The organism is Sulfoacidibacillus thermotolerans, assembly GCF_003144315.1.
Taxonomy (GTDB): domain Bacteria; phylum Bacillota; class Bacilli; order Alicyclobacillales; family SLC66; genus Sulfoacidibacillus; species Sulfoacidibacillus thermotolerans.
On record NZ_MPDK01000002.1, the window covers coordinates 67257 to 85976 of the forward strand.

Annotated in this window: 19 protein-coding genes and 1 pseudogene; 11 read left to right on the top strand and 9 right to left on the bottom strand. The window is 46.0% G+C overall.

Annotated features, from left to right (window positions below; translation table 11 throughout):
- Positions 1–82 precede the first annotated feature (82 nt).
- The 7 genes from BM613_RS00745 to BM613_RS00775 all read left to right on the top strand — a co-directional run bounded on the left by BM613_RS00745 (position 83) and on the right by BM613_RS00775 (position 8615).
- A complete protein-coding gene (locus BM613_RS00745; protein ID WP_109429251.1) occupies positions 83–874 on the top strand; it encodes an SGNH/GDSL hydrolase family protein in 792 nt (263 codons plus the stop codon).
- 104 nt (positions 875–978) lie between these two features.
- The gene (cdaA, locus tag BM613_RS00750) at positions 979–1803 is read left to right on the top strand and encodes a diadenylate cyclase CdaA (protein WP_109429252.1); all 825 of its coding nucleotides are present in this window, start codon (positions 979–981) and stop codon (positions 1801–1803) included.
- The gene (locus BM613_RS00755; RefSeq protein WP_109429253.1) at positions 1800–3035 is read left to right on the top strand and encodes a CdaR family protein; all 1236 of its coding nucleotides are present in this window, start codon (positions 1800–1802) and stop codon (positions 3033–3035) included. Before cdaA ends, BM613_RS00755 begins: the two co-directional genes overlap by 4 nt.
- 172 nt (positions 3036–3207) lie before the next feature.
- Positions 3208–4548 carry a phosphoglucosamine mutase gene (gene glmM, locus BM613_RS00760; protein ID WP_109429254.1) on the top strand — a complete coding sequence of 447 codons (1341 nt, stop codon included), beginning with the start codon at positions 3208–3210 and terminating at the stop codon, positions 4546–4548.
- A gap of 339 nt (positions 4549–4887) precedes the next feature.
- A complete protein-coding gene (gene glmS, locus BM613_RS00765; protein ID WP_109429255.1) occupies positions 4888–6717 on the top strand; it encodes a glutamine--fructose-6-phosphate transaminase (isomerizing) in 1830 nt (609 codons plus the stop codon).
- Positions 6718–6897: 180 nt separating this feature from the next.
- Positions 6898–7686, top strand: coding sequence for a COG4705 family protein (locus tag BM613_RS00770; RefSeq protein ID WP_245926184.1), 789 nt, complete (start codon positions 6898–6900; stop codon positions 7684–7686).
- Entirely contained in the window at positions 7683–8615 is a 933-nt protein-coding gene (locus tag BM613_RS00775; RefSeq protein ID WP_109429257.1) for a manganese-dependent inorganic pyrophosphatase, read from the top strand. The genes BM613_RS00770 and BM613_RS00775 overlap by 4 nt, the downstream gene beginning before the upstream one ends.
- 360 nt (positions 8616–8975) lie before the next feature.
- Here BM613_RS00775 and BM613_RS00780 read toward each other — a convergent pair whose 3' ends face one another.
- From BM613_RS00780 to BM613_RS00805, 7 genes and pseudogenes are all read right to left on the bottom strand, one after another.
- Complete coding sequence (locus tag BM613_RS00780) at positions 8976–9401, bottom strand: sensor histidine kinase (protein WP_342767147.1); 426 nt, start codon at positions 9399–9401, stop codon at positions 8976–8978.
- Positions 9402–9527: 126 nt separating this feature from the next.
- A pseudogene (locus tag BM613_RS15630) lies at positions 9528–9665 on the bottom strand (histidine kinase dimerization/phospho-acceptor domain-containing protein); the annotation flags it as partial.
- A 54-nt stretch (positions 9666–9719) separates the two neighbouring features.
- Positions 9720–11219: an RNA-guided endonuclease TnpB family protein gene (locus tag BM613_RS00785; RefSeq protein ID WP_181362800.1), complete on the bottom strand. Its 1500-nt coding sequence runs from the start codon at positions 11217–11219 to the stop codon at positions 9720–9722.
- A 28-nt stretch (positions 11220–11247) separates the two neighbouring features.
- Positions 11248–11640 (bottom strand): IS200/IS605 family transposase, encoded by a 393-nt coding sequence (gene tnpA / locus BM613_RS00790; protein ID WP_425450675.1) that lies wholly within the window; start codon positions 11638–11640, stop codon positions 11248–11250.
- 100 nt (positions 11641–11740) lie between these two features.
- The gene (locus tag BM613_RS00795; RefSeq protein ID WP_109429261.1) at positions 11741–12043 is read right to left on the bottom strand and encodes an APC family permease; all 303 of its coding nucleotides are present in this window, start codon (positions 12041–12043) and stop codon (positions 11741–11743) included.
- An 18-nt stretch (positions 12044–12061) separates the two neighbouring features.
- A complete protein-coding gene (locus BM613_RS00800; RefSeq protein WP_109429262.1) occupies positions 12062–12961 on the bottom strand; it encodes an acetamidase/formamidase family protein in 900 nt (299 codons plus the stop codon).
- 63 nt (positions 12962–13024) lie between these two features.
- A complete protein-coding gene (locus BM613_RS00805) occupies positions 13025–14350 on the bottom strand; it encodes a glutamine synthetase family protein (RefSeq protein WP_245926185.1) in 1326 nt (441 codons plus the stop codon).
- A 191-nt stretch (positions 14351–14541) separates the two neighbouring features.
- Between BM613_RS00805 and BM613_RS00810 the strand changes: the two genes are divergently transcribed.
- From BM613_RS00810 to BM613_RS00820, 3 genes are all read left to right on the top strand, one after another.
- Complete coding sequence (locus BM613_RS00810; RefSeq protein WP_109429264.1) at positions 14542–15483, top strand: sigma-54 interaction domain-containing protein; 942 nt, start codon at positions 14542–14544, stop codon at positions 15481–15483.
- Between the two features lie 171 nt (positions 15484–15654).
- Positions 15655–16101: an OsmC family protein gene (locus BM613_RS00815; RefSeq protein ID WP_109429265.1), complete on the top strand. Its 447-nt coding sequence runs from the start codon at positions 15655–15657 to the stop codon at positions 16099–16101.
- A gap of 38 nt (positions 16102–16139) precedes the next feature.
- On the top strand, positions 16140–16571 hold the full coding sequence (locus BM613_RS00820; protein ID WP_109429266.1) for a MaoC/PaaZ C-terminal domain-containing protein: 432 nt from the start codon (positions 16140–16142) through the stop codon (positions 16569–16571).
- A 52-nt stretch (positions 16572–16623) separates the two neighbouring features.
- Here the strand turns inward: BM613_RS00820 and BM613_RS00825 are convergent, their stop codons facing one another.
- Positions 16624–17607, bottom strand: coding sequence for a globin-coupled sensor protein (locus BM613_RS00825; RefSeq protein ID WP_109429267.1), 984 nt, complete (start codon positions 17605–17607; stop codon positions 16624–16626).
- Positions 17608–17788: 181 nt separating this feature from the next.
- Between BM613_RS00825 and BM613_RS00830 the strand changes: the two genes are divergently transcribed.
- Positions 17789–18298 carry a methylated-DNA--[protein]-cysteine S-methyltransferase gene (locus BM613_RS00830; protein ID WP_281267798.1) on the top strand — a complete coding sequence of 170 codons (510 nt, stop codon included), beginning with the start codon at positions 17789–17791 and terminating at the stop codon, positions 18296–18298.
- Positions 18299–18313: 15 nt separating this feature from the next.
- Here the strand turns inward: BM613_RS00830 and BM613_RS00835 are convergent, their stop codons facing one another.
- Entirely contained in the window at positions 18314–18697 is a 384-nt protein-coding gene (locus tag BM613_RS00835) for a nuclear transport factor 2 family protein (RefSeq protein WP_109429268.1), read from the bottom strand.
- Positions 18698–18720 lie beyond the last annotated feature (23 nt).

Sequence of the window (18720 nt, forward strand, 5' to 3'; positions counted from 1 at the left end):
CGCGGCATTTGCTGTGACGACTTTGCTCTTACCCGCATCCAATAAGAAACGTGATTCTTTTTCGTGGCGGGTGAAGCAGTAAATGATCTATCTTGCACTCGGCGATTCGATCACTTATGGGTACGACGCATCAGATGACAACCATCGCTTTGTTACGGTGCTAACAAAAAAATTGAATCAAATTGTGCGCACTAGCGTTCATTTGCATGCCAAGCCAGGATGGACCTCGAGCCAACTCTTACGCTCGTTAGAAAAAATCCCACAATGTATCCTCGATGAAGCCGCGCTTATTAGTTTGATGATTGGCGGCAATGATCTCATTAAGGTGATGCCTTGGTATCTAGATAATGCAAAGACAGCGTCGGAGCGGTTACGCAAGTCGTTTTATCCACAGGTGTTAGAGATTGTCGATCGAGTGAAATGCAATGATGAAGTTGTCGTTATGATTTGTACGGTCTACAATCCATTCCCAAAATCGGACATTGCACAGCAAGCTTTGGCGGATCTCAATGCACTTTTACGGGAGATTGCGCAGCAGCGCGGATGTGTCCTCGTCCCGATCGACGAATGGTACGGTGGCAGTGAGGAGCAGTTTGTAAAAGGCTATCGGCGGGGTGAACTGCAGGATTTTCGCTTGGTGCGCAACCCAATTCACCCGAACGACGCAGGTCACGAGCGAATTGCAGAAGCAATTTTTGCAAGTTATCTGCAGATTTATAATCAACGTATGGGCACGAAGTCGTCGCGATCGAAACCTCTACTGATCAAAAAGAAAAAGGAGGATGCGATGTACGTCGATAAAAAGCGCACGCATGGGAAGGCTGCCCGCGTACAAAGGCGATTGAAGAGACGCAAAAGTGTATCTAGTGTATAATAGAGCAAGTAGCGTGTCTCGGATTGTGGCGCTGATTTCGTGTGTATTTGTCATTTGCTGCAAAGAAATAGCGAGGAAATGATGCCGGTAGCTGGGTGGACTTTATGGATCAATTGATGGCGCTACTTTATAAGTTCACGATTTTTGACGTGATTGATATTTTGATCGTGTCCTACGTCTTTTACCGCGGGATCTTATTGATCCGCGGAACGCGGGCAGTGCAGTTGTTAAAAGGGGTTATCGTCTTACTCATTGTTACGGGATTAAGTGGCCTGTTTCATCTCCAAGCATTAAATTGGCTTTTGAATCGTGTGCTTGAGATGGGGCTATTTGCTATTCCTGTCGTTTTTCAGCCGGAATTGCGGCGTGCGTTAGAACAATTAGGGCGATCAAATTTGCTGAATTTAAGTATGCGCTGGCAAGTTCCGCAAGATCCTGTGCGTGTGATTCAAGAAGTTGTCAATGCTGCTCAGGTTTTTTCGAAAAATCGCATTGGTGCATTAGTCGTGCTAGAGCGTGAGACTGGGCTAAATGAATACATTGAGACAGGAATTGCGATCGGCGGTTTGGTCAGCGCAGAGTTGCTGATCAACAGTTTTATTCCCAATACGCCTTTGCATGATGGTGCGATTATTATCCGTGGAGATCGAGTTGTTGCAGCCTCATGCTATTTACCGCTGAGTGATCGCTCAGATTTAGCCAAGGAGCTTGGGACGAGACATCGTGCAGCCGTGGGGATCACGGAGCAATCTGATGCTCTCGTTGTGGTCGTTTCAGAAGAGACAGGACAAATTTCCATTGCTGAGGCGGGAACTCTGACGCGTGGACTTGATGAAAAAACGTTAGCTGACAAATTGGCGATTGGCTTAAACCCGCTGCGCCGCAATGCGGGTTTGCGCTTTTTTTCAAGGAGAGTGGACTCCCCGTGAAGCGCGAGGGCGGTTTGTTACAAAACAACAACTTTGTGCGGTTGATTTCTCTGATCATGGGAATTGCTTTGTGGGTCATTGTCAATTCAGCTCCGGGCGGTCAAGCGAATGGACTTGCAACAATCACGCAGACTTTACGCAATGTTCCAGTGACTGTAGTTGCCCCTTCGAATATGGTCGTTGTTTCTGAACAACCGCAGCGGGTCAATTTAAGTGTTTCTGGTAGCATTATCGACGTGGCGACCGTTCAGGCAGAGGCATCGCAAATTCGCGTAATTGCAAATGCACTTGCGCTTGGACCTGGACTCCATCAAGTTCCGGTGATTGTGGAGCACGTTCCATCAAGTGCAGTTAATTACGTACCGGATACGGGATTTGTGACGGTCGATCTGCAGCCCAAAGTCGGCCAAACACTGCGTCCAAAGCTTGACGTAGTCGGTCAACCGATCAAAGGCTTGTCACTCGGACATCCCATTCTCTCGCCTGGTCAGGTGCTAGTAAGTGGCCCTGATACGTTAGTTCACCAGGTTGCAGCGGTTACGGCGCGCATTGATATTTCTGGCGCGCAAGGAAATGTGACGCGGATTGTTCCTGTTTTCCCGATTTCAGAAGATGGTCGCATTGTACCAGGCGTGGAGTGTTCTCCTTCGACGATTACCGTAACAATCCCGATTGAAAATCCAACGCACGCAGTCAAACTGGTAGCGACTACGGTAGGTACGCCTGGTTCTAACTACGTGGTTTCTGGCATCTCTGTGCAACCGTCACAGATTGAGGTGCAAGGGAAGAGTGCGGTTGTCGATGCGCTAACAAGTATTGCATTACCTCCGATACCTGTGGACCACTGGACGAAATCGCAGACAGTGCGCGTTGCGGTTCCGATTCCTTTTGTCGGGGCGCATTTGAGTCGGCCGACCGTTTTAGTGACTGTGACGATTTCCCCTAAAGCTACGGTAACCTTACAAGGTGTGCCGATCACACTTGTAGGCAAAGTGCCTGGTGTCGCATACACTTTAGAAGGGTTAGGTACGGTAAGTGTGACCATTTCAGGGCCGGCTGAACTTGTTTCTTCTTTACAGTCGCAAGACGTTCAGGCATATGTGGATGTGAGTCAAGTTGCTCCTGGCATGAAAGACGCCTTGCCTGTCTCCCTTTCGTTGCCACTTTATACGGCGACAAATTCAGTTTTGCCGGCAGTGGTGACGGTTGCCGCAACTAAAGTTCCTGGGTAATTCAAGAGCAGCATATCATGAGACTCTATTCATTTTTTGGTTCTTATGATTGCTTGCTAGAGTTGATTGCTTGTGCGACAATGTCGAAAGTAAAAACACAAGTACGAACAAGGGCAAGGATGCGCGCAGTAAGTCGCTTAATCTTGCCTGGACGGATGAAGGAGATAACAGCGTGGCGCGTTTGTTTGGAACAGATGGCGTTCGAGGAGTTGCTAATCGCGATTTGACTCCCGAACTCGCATTTCAGTTAGGATTTGCCGCAGCTCGGGTACTTTGGCGAGAGCAAACGGACCCTTTTTTTGCGGTCGGAAAAGATACGCGCTATTCAGGGGATTTGCTTGAGACAGCACTTATTTCAGGTGTGTTAAGCGCTGGGGTTGACGTCGTGCAATTGGGGATACTCCCCACCCCCGGAGTAGCCTATTTGACTCGTTCGATGGGGGCTACGGCAGGGGTGATGATTTCAGCCTCACACAATCCTATGCAAGATAATGGGATTAAATTTTTTGGTGCGGATGGGTTTAAACTGCTTGATGCGATTGAAGATGAGATTGCGGCTGAGTTGGGAGTGATGGCTCCAAATGATCGGCCAATTGGTGCGTCGATCGGGCGGATACGGCGACATCATCATGGACTGAAAGATTATGTAGAGTTTTTAAAAGGGACTGTACGGCATCGGTTTGATGGGATGAAGATAGCTGTCGATGCGGCAAATGGTGCGGCTTTTGCGATGGCGGCAGAGGTTTTACGCGATTTGGGGGCAGAGGTAAAGCTTTATTTTGCTGAGCCAGATGGGACGAATATCAATGTGAATTGTGGTTCGACGCATCCAGAGACGATTGCTCGCTTGGTGAAAGAGACAGGTGCAGACGTGGGTTTGGCTTTTGATGGAGACGCGGATCGATTGATCGCAGTTGATGAACAGGGGCAAATCGTTGACGGTGATCGCATTATGTTGATTTGCGCATTGGACATGGCAAAGCGCAAAACACTTGTGAACAATACGGTCGTAACTACGGTAATGAGTAATTACGGATTTGTAAAGGCGTCTCGCCAGCATGGGTTGCAACTTGTACGGACAGCGGTTGGTGATCGCTATGTGATGGAAGCCATGCGTGAAGGTGGTTATGTTCTCGGGGGCGAACAGTCTGGACATGTGATTTTTCTACAGCACAATACAACTGGTGATGGGGTACTCACTGCTTTGCAATTACTCGATGTCATGATGGGCGCGAAGCAACGGTTGAGTGAGCTAGCCTCGGTCATGCGTTCATATCCACAGGTGCTTGTAAATGTCCGTGTACAAGATAAGGTGGCCTGGCGCAATAATGCTGCAATCGCTGCGGCTATTTTACAGGTTGAAGAGCAATTAGGCGATGATGGTCGCGTGCTTGTACGTGAGTCTGGCACGGAGCCGATTGTTCGTGTGATGGTAGAGGGCCCGCAAGAAGAGGCAGTAACGGCCTATGCGGAATCGATTGTTTCAATTGTCAAGCGGGAACTTGGCGCGTGAGGGAGTAGTAGGAAGGAAAGGAGGTGAATGTGGGCGAAACGGTGGGGAGGAAAGTCTTGGTTTTCGAAAGCGCCAGAACTGTCTACATGTGAAGCGTGTGACAGTGGACGCGGTGGAGGTTAGCGAAAGATTCGGCGGGTGCCTCCCGATGTGATCCGCATTGTTACGGTGAGCCGCAAAACTGTGGGGTGACCTACACGACAAAGGCGAGTCAGGATGATTTCTTCATGAATAATTGAACATACCCAACCTCCGTTTTCGCGACGTGGACATCACGTAGAAGTGATTGCGCTTTACGGCGCTCACGGTGTATCAATTTGAATGGAGGTATGGGCAAATATGTGTGGGATTGTCGGGTATATTGGAAAACAAGACGCTCAATCTATTTTGTTAAATGGATTAGGTAAACTGGAATATCGCGGATATGATTCCGCGGGGGTTGCGATTGAAACGGGGTCGGAACTGCGAATAGAGAAATCTGTCGGCCGTTTAGCTGTGCTTACAGATCGTCTGTCGATGTCCCCGATTCTAGGCACGGTAGGCATTGGACATACGCGGTGGGCGACGCACGGGCGTCCTTCGGATGCAAATGCGCATCCGCATACTGCTTGTGATCAAGAATTTGCTGTGGTACACAACGGAATTATAGAAAACTATTTGCAACTTCGCGAACGACTATTGGCCCAAGGCCATCGTTTTACTTCAGAGACAGATACAGAAGTGGTCGCACATTTACTTGAAGAATATTGGACAGGGGATTTATTGTCTACTGTGTTGCGGGTCTTAAAAGACATTCGCGGGGCGTATTCACTTGCGATTCTCACACGTAAAGATCCTGCAAAGATCATCGCTGTTCGGAAACACTCGCCGCTTGTTGTAGGATTTGGCGAAGGGGAGCAGTTTTTAGCGTCAGATATTCCAGCGCTGCTTGATTATACGCGCGAGATGCATATTTTGGAAGAAGGGCAAATTGCCGTTTTGACCGCAAGCGGGATTGACTTTTTTGATTTAGATGGGCACCCGATGACTGTGGAACCGTTTCTTGTTACATGGGATGCACAAGCGGCAGAAAAGGGTGGCTATGCACACTACATGCAAAAGGAGATTTACGAGCAACCCAAGGCAGTTCGTGATACGCTTAGTGGTCGGGTGACGGAAGACGGCACGCGCGTAGTGCTTTCTGAACTTGGTTGGACGGAAGATCTTATCAAACAGATCGATCGTATTCACATCGTTGCTTGTGGGACCTCTTATCACGCCGGGCTCGTCGGAAAAGCGGCGATTGAAAAACTCGCACGCATTCCTGTCGATGTGGAAGTTGCTTCTGAATATCGGTATCGCGATCCAATCGTTTCGCGAAATACATTGATTGTCGTCATCTCACAATCTGGTGAGACTGCAGATACACTTGCTGCGCTTCGTAACGCCAAAGCACTGGGAAATCGCGTGTTGGCCATTACAAATGTCGTGGGGAGTTCAGTAGCGCGTGAGGCGGACGATGTGATCATCACGTGGGCGGGTCCGGAAATTTCTGTCGCATCGACGAAGGCGTATACCACTCAGCTTGTCGCTTTGTATTTATTTGCGATTTATCTTGGACAGACGCTTCAGACGATCGCGCAAGATGCGGTCACCACCTATGTGCGAGAGTTGCAGGCACTGCCGCAAAAACTTGACGAGGTTTTGCAATCAGCTCCTCAGATCGAAGAAATTGCCCGCGCCTTTGCGGTTTGGGATGACGCTTTTTTCTTAGGTCGTGGGATTGATTATTATGTTGCGCTCGAAGGGGCTTTAAAGTATAAAGAAATCTCTTATATCCACGCTGAAGCGTATCCGGCTGGGGAATTAAAACACGGGACGCTCGCACTGATTGTGGATCATGTGCCGGTCATTGCTCTGGTAACTCAAGATGAGCTATACGAGAAGTCACTGAGCAACATTAAAGAAGTAAAAGCACGAGATGCTTATGTGCTTGGCATTGCTTGGGCCGGCGATGAAGAAATTGCAAAGTCAGTAGATCGCGTGTTATACGTCCCACGTACATTGCCGTTTTTCGCGCCGATCATGCTGATTGCACCTCTGCAATTACTTGCTTATTATGCATCTGTGGCGCGTGGCAATGACGTTGATAAGCCACGAAACCTCGCAAAGAGTGTGACTGTGGAATAAAAAGTAAGGGTACACTTCCAAAATTGGCAGTAGAAATGCTGTTTTTCATTAAAAACATTTTTATCGCACAGGCGAAGATCAGGTGGAAAGCCTAGATATGAGCCTGTGCTTTTATAGAGAGGGAAGAGTGAATCCATGAATAGGTCCTCATCCGTTACTTCGGCCCGCAGGCAACGGATTTTGAGTAAGGTCCCAGAAATCACAGCGTACTTTTGGATCATTAAGTTGTTGACGACGGCGATGGGGGAGGCGACCTCAGACTATCTTGTTTACCATATCAATCCTTACGTTGCGGTAGTGTTAGGGGGCATCGGGTTTATCGCATCGCTCATGTTGCAGTTTGCGGTTCGACGTTATGTGGCGTGGATTTACTGGCTTTTAGTCGTTATGGTTGCCGTTTTTGGTACAATGGTTGCAGATGCAATACACGTTGTATTAGGAGTACCCTATGCGGTTTCAACCATTGCTTTTGCTGTTGTTTTAACCGTGGTACTTTCCAGTTGGTATCGCGTGGAGAAAACGCTCTCTATACATAGTATTCATACGCGGCGCCGTGAAATGTTTTATTGGGCGACTGTTCTTGCTACATTTGCACTGGGGACTGCGACGGGAGACATGACTGCAACGACTTTGCATTTGGGATACCTTGCTTCGGGTGTGTTATTCACACTTTTATTTGTACTGCCTGCGCTGGGATATTGGCTATTTAGATTGAATGCGACTTTTTCTTTTTGGCTTGCTTATGTCATGACGCGGCCGCTTGGCGCATCTTTTGCTGACTTTTTCGGAATGCCGCGTGATGTCGGGGGGCTGGGTTATGGGAAAGGGATCGTGAGCATTGTCTTAACGATTTGTATTGTTTTACTCGTTGGCTATCTGACGGTGACGCGTAAGGACGTTTTGCAAGATCCTGGGACGCAAGTTCTTGAGGGATTGCACCATAAATCAGACGTGGAGAGTGCATTATGAAAAAAATACTTATTTTTGGACATAAAAATCCCGATACAGATGCAATCTGCTCTGCATTGGCTTATGCGGAATTGAAAATTGCATTAGGTTGGCTGGTTGAGCCTGTACGTCTTGGGAAAGTAAATGCAGAAACGCAGTATGCGTTGGACTATTTTCGGGTCACGGAACCAAGAATGGTGGAGACAGTTTCAAACGAAGTGGAAGACGTGATTTTGGTTGATCATAACGAAAGGCAGCAAAGTGCCGCTGACATCGAAAAAGTCCGCGTGCTTGAAGTGATTGATCATCACCGCATTGCAAACTTTGAGACAAGTAACCCGCTGTTTTATCGGGCCGAACCTGTAGGTTGCACGGCGACGATCGTAAAAAAACTATATAAAGAACATGGAGTTACCATCCGCAAAGAGATCGCTGGACTCATGGCTTCGGCCATCATTTCTGACACCCTGCTCTTAAAATCTCCGACATGTACAGAAGAAGATGTCATCGCGGCACGTGAATTAGCTGAGATTGCGGAGATTGACCTTTCTGATTACGGGTTGCAGTTTTTAAAGGCTGGAGCTGACCTTGCGAAGAAGAGTATTGATGAACTGATTTCCTTAGATGCGAAGGAGTTTTCCATGGGTGATTATAAAGTCATCATTGCGCAAGTGAATGCGGTTGATGTACATGATGTTTTCAATCGTCAGGCAGAGTTAGAAGAGGCGCTCAACAAGAAGATTGCCGACGATCGATTAGATTTATTTATGTTTGTGGTGACGGATATTTTGAACAATGATTCGACGGTACTTGCGCTTGGCAAAGAAGTACGTGCTGTGGAACAGACGTTTCATGTGACTTTGATAGACAATAAGGCATTCTTACCGGGAGTTGTTTCCCGTAAAAAACAAGTCGTTCCGCAATTGACGCACGTGTTTGAGACGTATTAGAAAAAGACTTGACAGACTTATCGTAACAGAGACTGTTTGAATACGGTTTTTGCTATTGGTGATCGTGTACACGATGGCCGCAATGAGGGCAGTAGCTCCAACCAGGTTGGAGCTTTCCATGGCAGATGCTGCATCGGGAGGTGAAGGGGGGCGTTTGCAAGAAACGAAAATAGAGAAGCAAAAATATGCAACCAAGTGTGATGCCTCCCCGCATCACAATGTGCATGATGAGGATTGCTGTCATTGGCATGGAATCCATCGAATTCATCATTGACATAGAATGCAGACCCAGTCCCGCGCTGAATAGAAATGCTGAACCGAATAAAATCAAGAGTATTGCAATAAACCAACTTGTACGTTTCATTCTCGTTCCTCTTTCGAATCGATGGAGTTGCCATGTTTTTCGTTTCGCTTTAGGAGATCTTTAGCATGCACAGCGGGCATGCGCAGGCGAATGCTTGTCCCTTTTCCTGGTGTGCTTTGTGCTTGTACAGTCCCACCGAGTAGTTCGACAATGCGTTTCACAATAGGGAGTCCTAACCCACTTCCCCCTGCTGTACGTGATCGGGATTTTTCGGCTCGATAAAAACGTTCCCAGATGTGGGGCAAGTCTGTTTCGGAAATCCCGATTCCATTATCAGTTACTTGAATTTCTAGAATCCCTCTGGTTTCCACAACGGTAACACGTACTTGTCCTCCAGCTTTTGTATAACGAATCGCATTGTCAATGAGGTTGAAGACTACTTGCTCAATGCGCACTGGATCAAGTTGAAGGAGGTGTTCCACTTCAAGGTCAAACTCTAAATCGATTTCTTTTTGTGCAGCCTGGGGCTCAATGTGAGTGCCTACTCTCTGGATCAGTTCTACTATATTTGTGGGAATGCGTTCAATCTTTAGAACTCCTTCTTCAGCTTGAGCCAAATCAAATAGGTTCCGGATGAGTGTTTCAATGCGATCAGATTCCTCATAAATGATGCTGATGTATTTGCTTTGCTCGTCGGGAGATTTTGCGAGTCCTTCCTTAAGGACTTGGGCGTATCCATGGATGTAGCTAAGTGGGGTTCCTGAACCTCCCCATGGCTAAAGCCAAGGGGTTCTAAAAGCCTATACCTTTGCACTCTCGCAGGCTCTCGCGTTGACTTGCGCCATCACTACAACATCCCGCGCCTCATGTTTAGGCAGACTTTCTTTTTCGAACGACCCGCTCTGACTCCGATACGTTCCGAAGGAGGAAGGCGCTGGCCTTCCACTCGCAGGTTGGTTGTACGCCTGTTGCCAAGCCGTCCGCAGGAGCGGTTCCGCACCCTGCCAATGCTCGTAGGCACTAGCCGCTTGCAGGCGTTCGTTCTCCACATGCTTTGCGAGATACGCGCTGAACAGGTCTCGTTGCATGACCACACCACAATCACAGGCATGGACACGCTCGGATAACCGTTTTTTGTGCCTTTGTCCGCAAAGACACACTTGGGACAATGCGGTGTGGTACGTGCTGAATTTCTCCACGCCCCCGCCAGCACTTTCAGCCTTGCGGGTGAGGATGGAAAGAAACAGCTTGGGCGCCCTCACACCAATAGAACGGCCAAACATCTTCTGAAACGCTTTATAGCTGAGTTTTTCCGTGTTGATTCGAGTGCCAATGGCGATTACCTGATTCGCTAATTGTCCATGTAGTGTTTTCCGATGGGCTGTTTCCCGACGATGCAGTTCCCTGAGTACCGCTTCGGTTTCTAATTGATGGCGACTTTTCTTCGTTGGGTGTTTCCCTTTGATGGCACGTTCTTTTTCATCGTAGCATTCAGGGTTGTTGGCACGGCGCTGGCGGTCTTGCTTGCGCTGCAACCGACGAATCTTCTTGTGGTCTCTCACCACTTCATCCGCAAATCGCGTGAGCGTTGCTTGGGTATTACCGACAATAGCGATCGTAGACGGCCCAATATCTAGCCCTACCGTCTCGTTGCCAATGGGATGAGTGCGCTCGCCTTTTTCATTCCGTTTGACATACGGAACACCTTCGCAGACAAGTTGCGCGTAGTAGCGGGAATGTCCGTGAATATCTTTTCTTACCAAGCGAACGTATTTGACACGAGAGGATAGGCCATGCTGGATCACGGGATCGTGAGCCACGTCCGTGACCATCGGCAATTCAAGACCATTCCATAACACCCGATCTTCCCGCCAACGGATGCAAGCGGCGTTCGTCTTCCCTTCAAGGCTGTGCAATCCGCGTTTGCCTTTGAATCGCACCTTTCTGGCTTTGCCAAATGCGACCTTTTGCACTGCATCAAACGCACGATCCGCTAGTTTTTGTGCGACGTGAGAGTCCAAGTGATCACCCAGCCATGTGGTACGCCGTATTTTATCCGCAAACGCTTCAAGGGCATAGGCGGAAAATCCGTGTGCTTGCCGGGCTGCCGCAAAGTGAGCCTGCCGCTCTTTTTTGTTCGAGCTTTTCTTGGCCTTCGTGTACCAGATAGATTGTCTGACAAGGGAGAGCCGTTTTCTGGCTTCACCCAACAACACATTATACATTTGGCGTCCTGCTTCAAACCGTGCTTCTAATGTTCGTTCTTGGCGGCGCGTGACTCGCAGGGGGAATTCACACACAAAAGAGGGCGTCTGACTCTTCGACTTCTTAGACGTTTTTTTGATTTTCGATGTACTGCTTGATGACGGCAAGTGGGGCACCTCCCACCGTGGAGACGAAATAGGAGTTTGTCCAAAGCGTTGGCAAGCGTTTTTTGATCCAAGGAAACTCTTCACGCAAGTGATGGGAACTGCGCCCTTTCATCAAACGGATCAACCGGTGAATACCAAACTGGGGATCGACCTCGACTAAAAGGTGAACGTGATCTGGCATGACCTCAAGTTCGATGATGTCCGCTTGACGCTCTTCTGCCACTTCACGCAGGATCGCTTTTAGTCGTTCCTCCACTTCGCTGGTGAGTACGCGGCGACGATACTTCGGGCACCAAACGACATGGTATTTGCAAGAGTAGACGACGTTGTGATTGGATTTGTATTCCATAAGAATAGTATATCACAACAATCTATCTAATGCGATTGAAAAGACAAAAGATTCGCCTAGTGGCGAGCGCCTTATATCCCCAGTGCTAAAGCACGGGGCTTTACGGCGCATTCAGTAAAAGAGTCCATCCGGATAAAAAACCCACTCTAGGCCCTAAAGAGGCAGTAGTAAAAGCATAAACAGATCCACTACTAGAAAAATGTCTATTGAACTGAATAAACGAAAACGCGACAAAACCGATCGTTATCATTGCCAGCAAGAAAGTCAGCGGAACACTGGTCCCCGCAATGCTCGCAGCCAGTGAACCGTTTAATGCCATTGCAGCTGTGGGAGCCATAATTGCGACTGATATCCCCATCGTTTCAATATAAGAAAGATCATTTTTATGCAGTTGATTCTCCATCCTCATTTTTCTCCCTTCTTAAAATACAAAACCACGTTGTTCTAAGATCCAGCGAGGAAGCTCCATGCGTGCAGTTTTCTTCGGATCAACGACTTGACAGACACGTAAATTACCAGCAGCACTTAAGAGGAACACAGTTTCAGAGGTCGACATTTGGCATTCCTGTTCAAGTAAGCGAGCCATCTGTTTTGCAGCGAGTTCCCCAGCCTCATCTAAATCGTCAGCAGATGCAATTGTCATGACGGTCTGATCATTGATAAGTAGAGGAGCAGGCCATACTTTCCCTTTTAGGACATGAACTTGTACCGTAACGGAACCAGAGATTTCAACACCACTCACACCGACCTCCCCATCCCCCATGGCAGCATGCAGATCCCCTAGCGCCAACAGAGCCCCAGGAACGTTCACTGGCAATACTAAATAAGCACCTGTTGTGATTTTCTTACAGTCCATATTTCCGCCATGTGCTCCAGGCGTTCCACAAGAAATAGACACCCCTTGCGGAGCGGTTCCAATAACGCCAATCATTGGATTAATAGGGATCCCTAAATCAGAGGTAATCCAGGCTTTTTCGTTGTAAATAGGTACCATACGTATCGAATTTACTAGCAATTCGTCGCCAAAAACACCCAACTTCGGGCCAATGGTCATAACACCGCGATCTGCCAACGCAATTTTTTCAATGTAGATTGCAAGTAAGTCGCCAGGTTCCGCATTTTCGATATAAATGGGTCCCGTGGCGGGGTTAATACGCTGCCAGTCCAATTCACCAAAATCCATTTGTTCACTCTGAATTTGATCCTCAAAGCAATCGCAGGTATGAAAAACAACTGTACTGTGATCCGGAACACGTAGTACAGGTTCGTTGTTCGAACTCATCGCATACACAATATTTAATTTTGAAACTTCATACTTCATAGAAACTACCTCCATATCTTAATGTGCTTTATGTGCCTTTTCCAATTGCGACCCGCTTACAATTTAAAAAATTGAAAAGTATTCATTCATTTCCCAATCACTCACATGCGCCATATAGCGATCCCATTCTGTGCGACGCAAAGATTCGTGATGTTTTATAAATTCAGGACCCAAAATCTGCTCAAACCACTGAGCCTCTTCAGGATTCACTAGATGAGCATGTTCTAATGCTTCATATAATGTTTTTGGCAACACCTCCCCAATTTGGTACGCGTCCTGTCCTTGTAATGCATGAGGGGGTTCAATCTGCTGTTCGATGCCATAAAGTCCTGCCGCTAAAAGAGCTGCGAGCGCAAGATATGGATTGGTATCGGCTCCTGGAAGGCGATTTTCAATGCGCGTCTTCGCACCGCGCTGTCGAGGAATTCTGATCATCGCACAGCGATTTTCAAAGCCCCATGTAACTCTCGTAGGAGCAAACGTATAAGGTTGAAGACGTTTATAGGCGTTCACCGTCGGGTTTATAAATAGCGAGAGTGCAGAAGCAAATTTTAATTGTCCGCCGATAAACCAACGACCTATGTCAGAAAGACAGTTCACTTGACTGTTGTCTGCAAATAAGTTAACCCCTTCAACACTCCAGAGAGAATGGTGCAAGTGAGCACCGCTTCCACTCATATTTGCAATTGGCTTACTCATAAATGTCGCTGTATATCCCAATTTGTGTATAATTTCTTTGATTGCTGTACGATAGTAAAAAGCCATATCAGCAATTGCAATCCCTTCATGAGGTGCATAAGTCACTTCAAATTGCCCGGAACCATACTCCGTATTTGCCACCTCTGGTTCCGCTCCAAGATGACTTAAACCTTGTAAGACAGCCTGAATAATATGGGCAACTTCTGCTTGCTTGGTCTCTGAAAAACAGTGTAGACCTTCCCAAACAGGCTTCAATTGTCCATTTGTTTGTTCGAAAACATAAAATTCATATTCAAATGCCCCACGCACATGGTATCCATGTTCTCGCAATCTACTTACTACTCGCTGTAAAACTGTTCGCGGTGCAAATGTGATTTGAGAACCACTGTCATCATAGACATCTGCAATGATGCGAGCTTCTCCTTGAGTAAACGGCAATATACTAAAAGTTGCTGGATCAACACGCAATTGATAACTAGGGTATCCCCCAGAAAACCCCTGACCTACATCTGCCTGCAAAACGGAGGCTGTATCCATATCAAACAATGCCGAAGGAAAAGAGATCCCCTCATAAAGTACATGTTGTAAAAATTGTTGGACAGGTACGTATTTGGATCGCGCAATATTCGAACTATCTTGCACACAAATTCGCACGAGTTGAATTTGGTGATCACGAATTAAGCGATGCAAGTAATCAGTAGAGTATGGAGTATCCAATAAACGATAGCCCCCTTAAAAATGTGAACTTGGTTTTCAAACAAAATAAAGCAATTTTCATGCCATAGAACATGCATAGTAAATCCAGCAATCCATTGATGATAGTGGTTCATTATTGATAAAATAGTTTTTAATATCAGACCACTCAAACAGGAGTCTTATAAATGAAATCACCCGTTGTACAGAGTAGAAGTATGCGTAACTTACTTGAACAGGCAAATCGAATCGCTGCTTTCCCAACTACGATCTTAATCGAAGGCCCAACAGGAGCTGGAAAAGAGGTGATCGCTGACTTCATCCATCAAATGAGTCCTCGCAATACAATGCCGTTTATTAAAATTAATTGTGCTGCACTTCCTGAAACTTTGATAGAATCAGAGTTATTTGGCTATGAAAACGGGGCATTTACCGGGGCAAAACGCGACGGGAATCCTGGACTTTTTGAATTAGCAGATAAAGGTACACTCTTGTTAGATGAAATCGCTGAACTTCCTGCTACACTACAAGTGAAATTGTTGCGTGTTCTACAAGATCGAGAAGTGCGTCGCATCGGTAGTAGTTTTATACGCACTGTCGATGTACGCATTCTCGCAAGCACGAATTGTAATCTCTTAGAACGTGTACGCACAGGCCATTTTCGCGAGGATCTCTATTATCGCTTACATGTAGTCAAATTAGTTGTTCCCCCACTAAAAGAACGTGCTGAAGACATCCTTCCATTATGTTCCTACTATCTCAATGAGTTTTGTGATACCTATAAAATCGTACGACAATTAGATCAGACCGTTATTGACTTTTTACAGAATTATGACTATCCAGGAAATGTACGAGAACTACGCAATATCATCGAGTATGCGTGTGTCAATACGAGTGAAGAGCGGATTTCTCTTGAACACTTACCGATTGAAGTGCAGTTCAAAAGGTCAACATCTGATTTTGATGACGAGTATTCATTAGAAGCCAGATTACATGCACTTGAGGGTGAATTAATTACTCGCGCACTGAAACATTCGCGTAGTGTGCGCGAGGCATCCAAACGACTGCAGATTAGTCATCCAACACTGTTGCGTAAAATGAAGAAACACGGGATCACTGGGCGAGTATAGTGAAAAAATTTCCATAAAAACGAGAGCGCGAACTGCACACCTCACACCTTCCTTATTTTCCTAAATAGGATTTACAAAATAGCAAACAACATTCCCCTTGCTTATCAAGTCCAACTCATCTATGATATCAACATAAATCATATTATTCATATTAGAATAGGAGGAAATGATTTGGCGTATACTACTTTTCAAACCACTGTGACTTGGACTGGCGAAAGTGTTTGTTCTATTGCTAAGATAAGAGGAAAGCAAATCATAATCGATGAACCCAAAATGTTCGGGGGAACAGATCAGGGACCCACTCCAGTAGAATTATTGTTAGCAAGTTTAGGGGGATGCATCAGTGTTCTCGTGACAAGCTTCGCAGGCTTACATGATGTCGAAATCAGAGGCTTAGATGTGCATGTAGAAGGAGATTTAAATCCAGAAGGTTTTTTAGAGAAAAACCCAAATATTCGACCTGGCTTTGAAACGATTCGATACGCGATTTCAATTGACTCTCCCTCTCATCCCGATCAAATACGAGAATTACTCGCACATGTGGAACGAGTATGCCCAGTAAAGGATACTCTGCGTGGTGTGTCAGTAACACAAACGAATCGTCAATATCAAATGTAGTTAAATAGAAATGTTTTTGTTTTCAAGGAGGGATCTCAATGTATTTTCATGAGTTCTTTGTTGGACAGCGCTTTACCCTAAATTCAGTTACGCTCACGAGTGAAGAAATCGAAGAATTTGCACAACGTTATGATCCCCAACCGATACATATCGATCCTGTTTTTTCACAAAACGGTTTTTTTAAAGGGATTATTGCGTCTGGACTTCACACTTTAAGTGTAATCTGGGGGGAATGGATTCGTAGCAATCGATTTGGTAGCGAAATCATAGGAGGCACAGGATTAGATTTTGTTCATTGGACAAACCCAGTTCGTCCTGGAGATGCATTGCAAACCGAAGTAGAAGTTACAGAAACGAAACTTTCATCGCGAGGTGATCGCGGTTTGGTTGTACTGAAATTTACAGTAAAAAATCAACACGAAGAAATCGTTCTCACTACACAAGCGCGAGCCTATGTGAAAAATTCATAAGCCATAGTGCCACAGCGGTCAGCGGTCTGCCACAGCGGCAGACCGTATGTAACTAATTATCTTCTTCTGTGGCGAGTTTTTCCGCAGTCGTACGCAAATGGCGAATCAGAGAAGCTAACTCCTGAGCTGACGCTGCTTGTTCCTGTGAAATCGCCATTGTATTTTCCACTTTATCGCTTATTTGATCAATCAAAGAAATTACATTCCAAACTGACTCCTTAATATTTTGTGAAGATCCTTTTGCGCGATCCGCTAAATTGCGCACTTCGTTAGCAACAACTGAGAATCCACGACCGCTGTCTCCTGCTCTTGCAGCTTCAATCGCCGCATTTAGTCCTAAAAGGTTTGTTTGCGCTGCAACTTCCATTACAAATTTGCTAAGTTCATCAATTTTTTGACTATCTTGTCGAAGGTGAGTTACAGAATTAACAACCCCCTCCTGACTCTGCGCTAAAGTAGACGCTGACCTCCCCACTTCCAAGGCGATCCCATTCACCTGATGGATAAGAGCAGTCAATTCCTTTGCAGCATCTATCATTTTACTTTTGTATTTTTCATTTTCCTTAAATAAATCTTCTGTGTATTGATCAATGATAATCGCTGAATCAAAATTTATACGTCGTGTGATTGCTCGGAAAATCCGATCGCCGTTTGGTACGCTTAATTCATCCAATTTATCTGAAATCAGGCGTAAATAAATCGCATAGCCACCTAAAAACCAAACGACTGGAAGTCCGATCTTTGCATGAACAGCACCAATCTTTTGTCGACCAGCAATATACTCTGCATCGATCGTATCTGATGCGAGTGTTTGAAAATACCAGATTTGCGTTTTACGTAAACTCTCCAAAGAACTATGTTCCGTGATCATCCCCGCGAGATGAGGTACACTCATCAGTCGCGCATAAAAAACATCTACAATTTCCTGTGCTTGTTCGTGAAAGAAATACCTATTTTCATAGAGAAAGATGATATCTTCATCCTGAAGCTGATAAAAATTAGCAATTATTTTCCAATCATCAGTTAATCGAATCACAAGTATCTTATCCCTCTCTCTTTACGCGATCCACGTATGACGTAAGACTAGTGCGGTCATTTGTGATCCCACAGTTGTTGGATGCATTATACCATCTTTTTCATCCCTAGAGGTGGTACTAGAAAACTCGAGGTCGTATAATCAAAATGTGTAAAAAGAAACAAACGAGAGGTTGGGAGTCGTGTCTCATCTTGTTTACTTTAGTTTATTACAACATGCAAATTGGACGATGTACGTCGCTGCAACGGATCAGGGATTATGTCGTGTGACCTTGCCAAATGAATCGTTTGCCACACTAACGAAGTGGGTAGAACGATCGATTGCCAATGCACAACTCATCGCAAACACGAGCGTCGTAAACACCTATACGAAAGAGATCGCAGAGTATCTAATAGGAGAACGCACTTCTTTCACTTGTGCGCTCGATTTGATAGGAACTTCATTCCAAAAACAAGTATGGATGGAATTGGCTAATATACCTTATGGGACAACTGTCTCTTATGGGGACGTGGCAAAACGTATCGGACGGCCCAAAGCCGTGCGAGCTGTAGGTGCTGCAAGCAGTGCAAATCCACTACCGATCGTTCTTCCCTGTCACCGCGTCATTGGTCAAAACGGCCGCCTGACAGGATATCGCGGCGGCCTTGCAATGAAAAAAAGTTTATTGCAACTAGAAGGGAGCATAAAGTAACGCATGGTCTTCTACTTAGACATGCAACCCTTCAAAAAATGTATAGCGCTCTTCAACCTTTCCCTTCACGATCGTAAAAAAGTCAGCAAACAACGTTTGGACAATTGTTCCGTCCTTTAGGGTACCTTCAAATTTCCCGCGCACTGCAACACTTTGATCCCCTACGACAACATCAAAAAGAGTATGCCGTCCACTAACAATCTGACGCTCTACTTCATAAAAGGTTTGAAAAGCTGTCATGCCAACGATGGGTGGATAGCCCGCTCGCTCGTAGCGAATCTTATCTGAAAACAGAGCATATAGAGCAGGTAAATTTTTTTCATCTACAGCCTGATAATAATCGCGAATCATTCGTTCAAAACGTGCTCGATCTGAATCATTTTGTAAGATACTTGCCATCCTTAGAACCTCCCTATCATCCC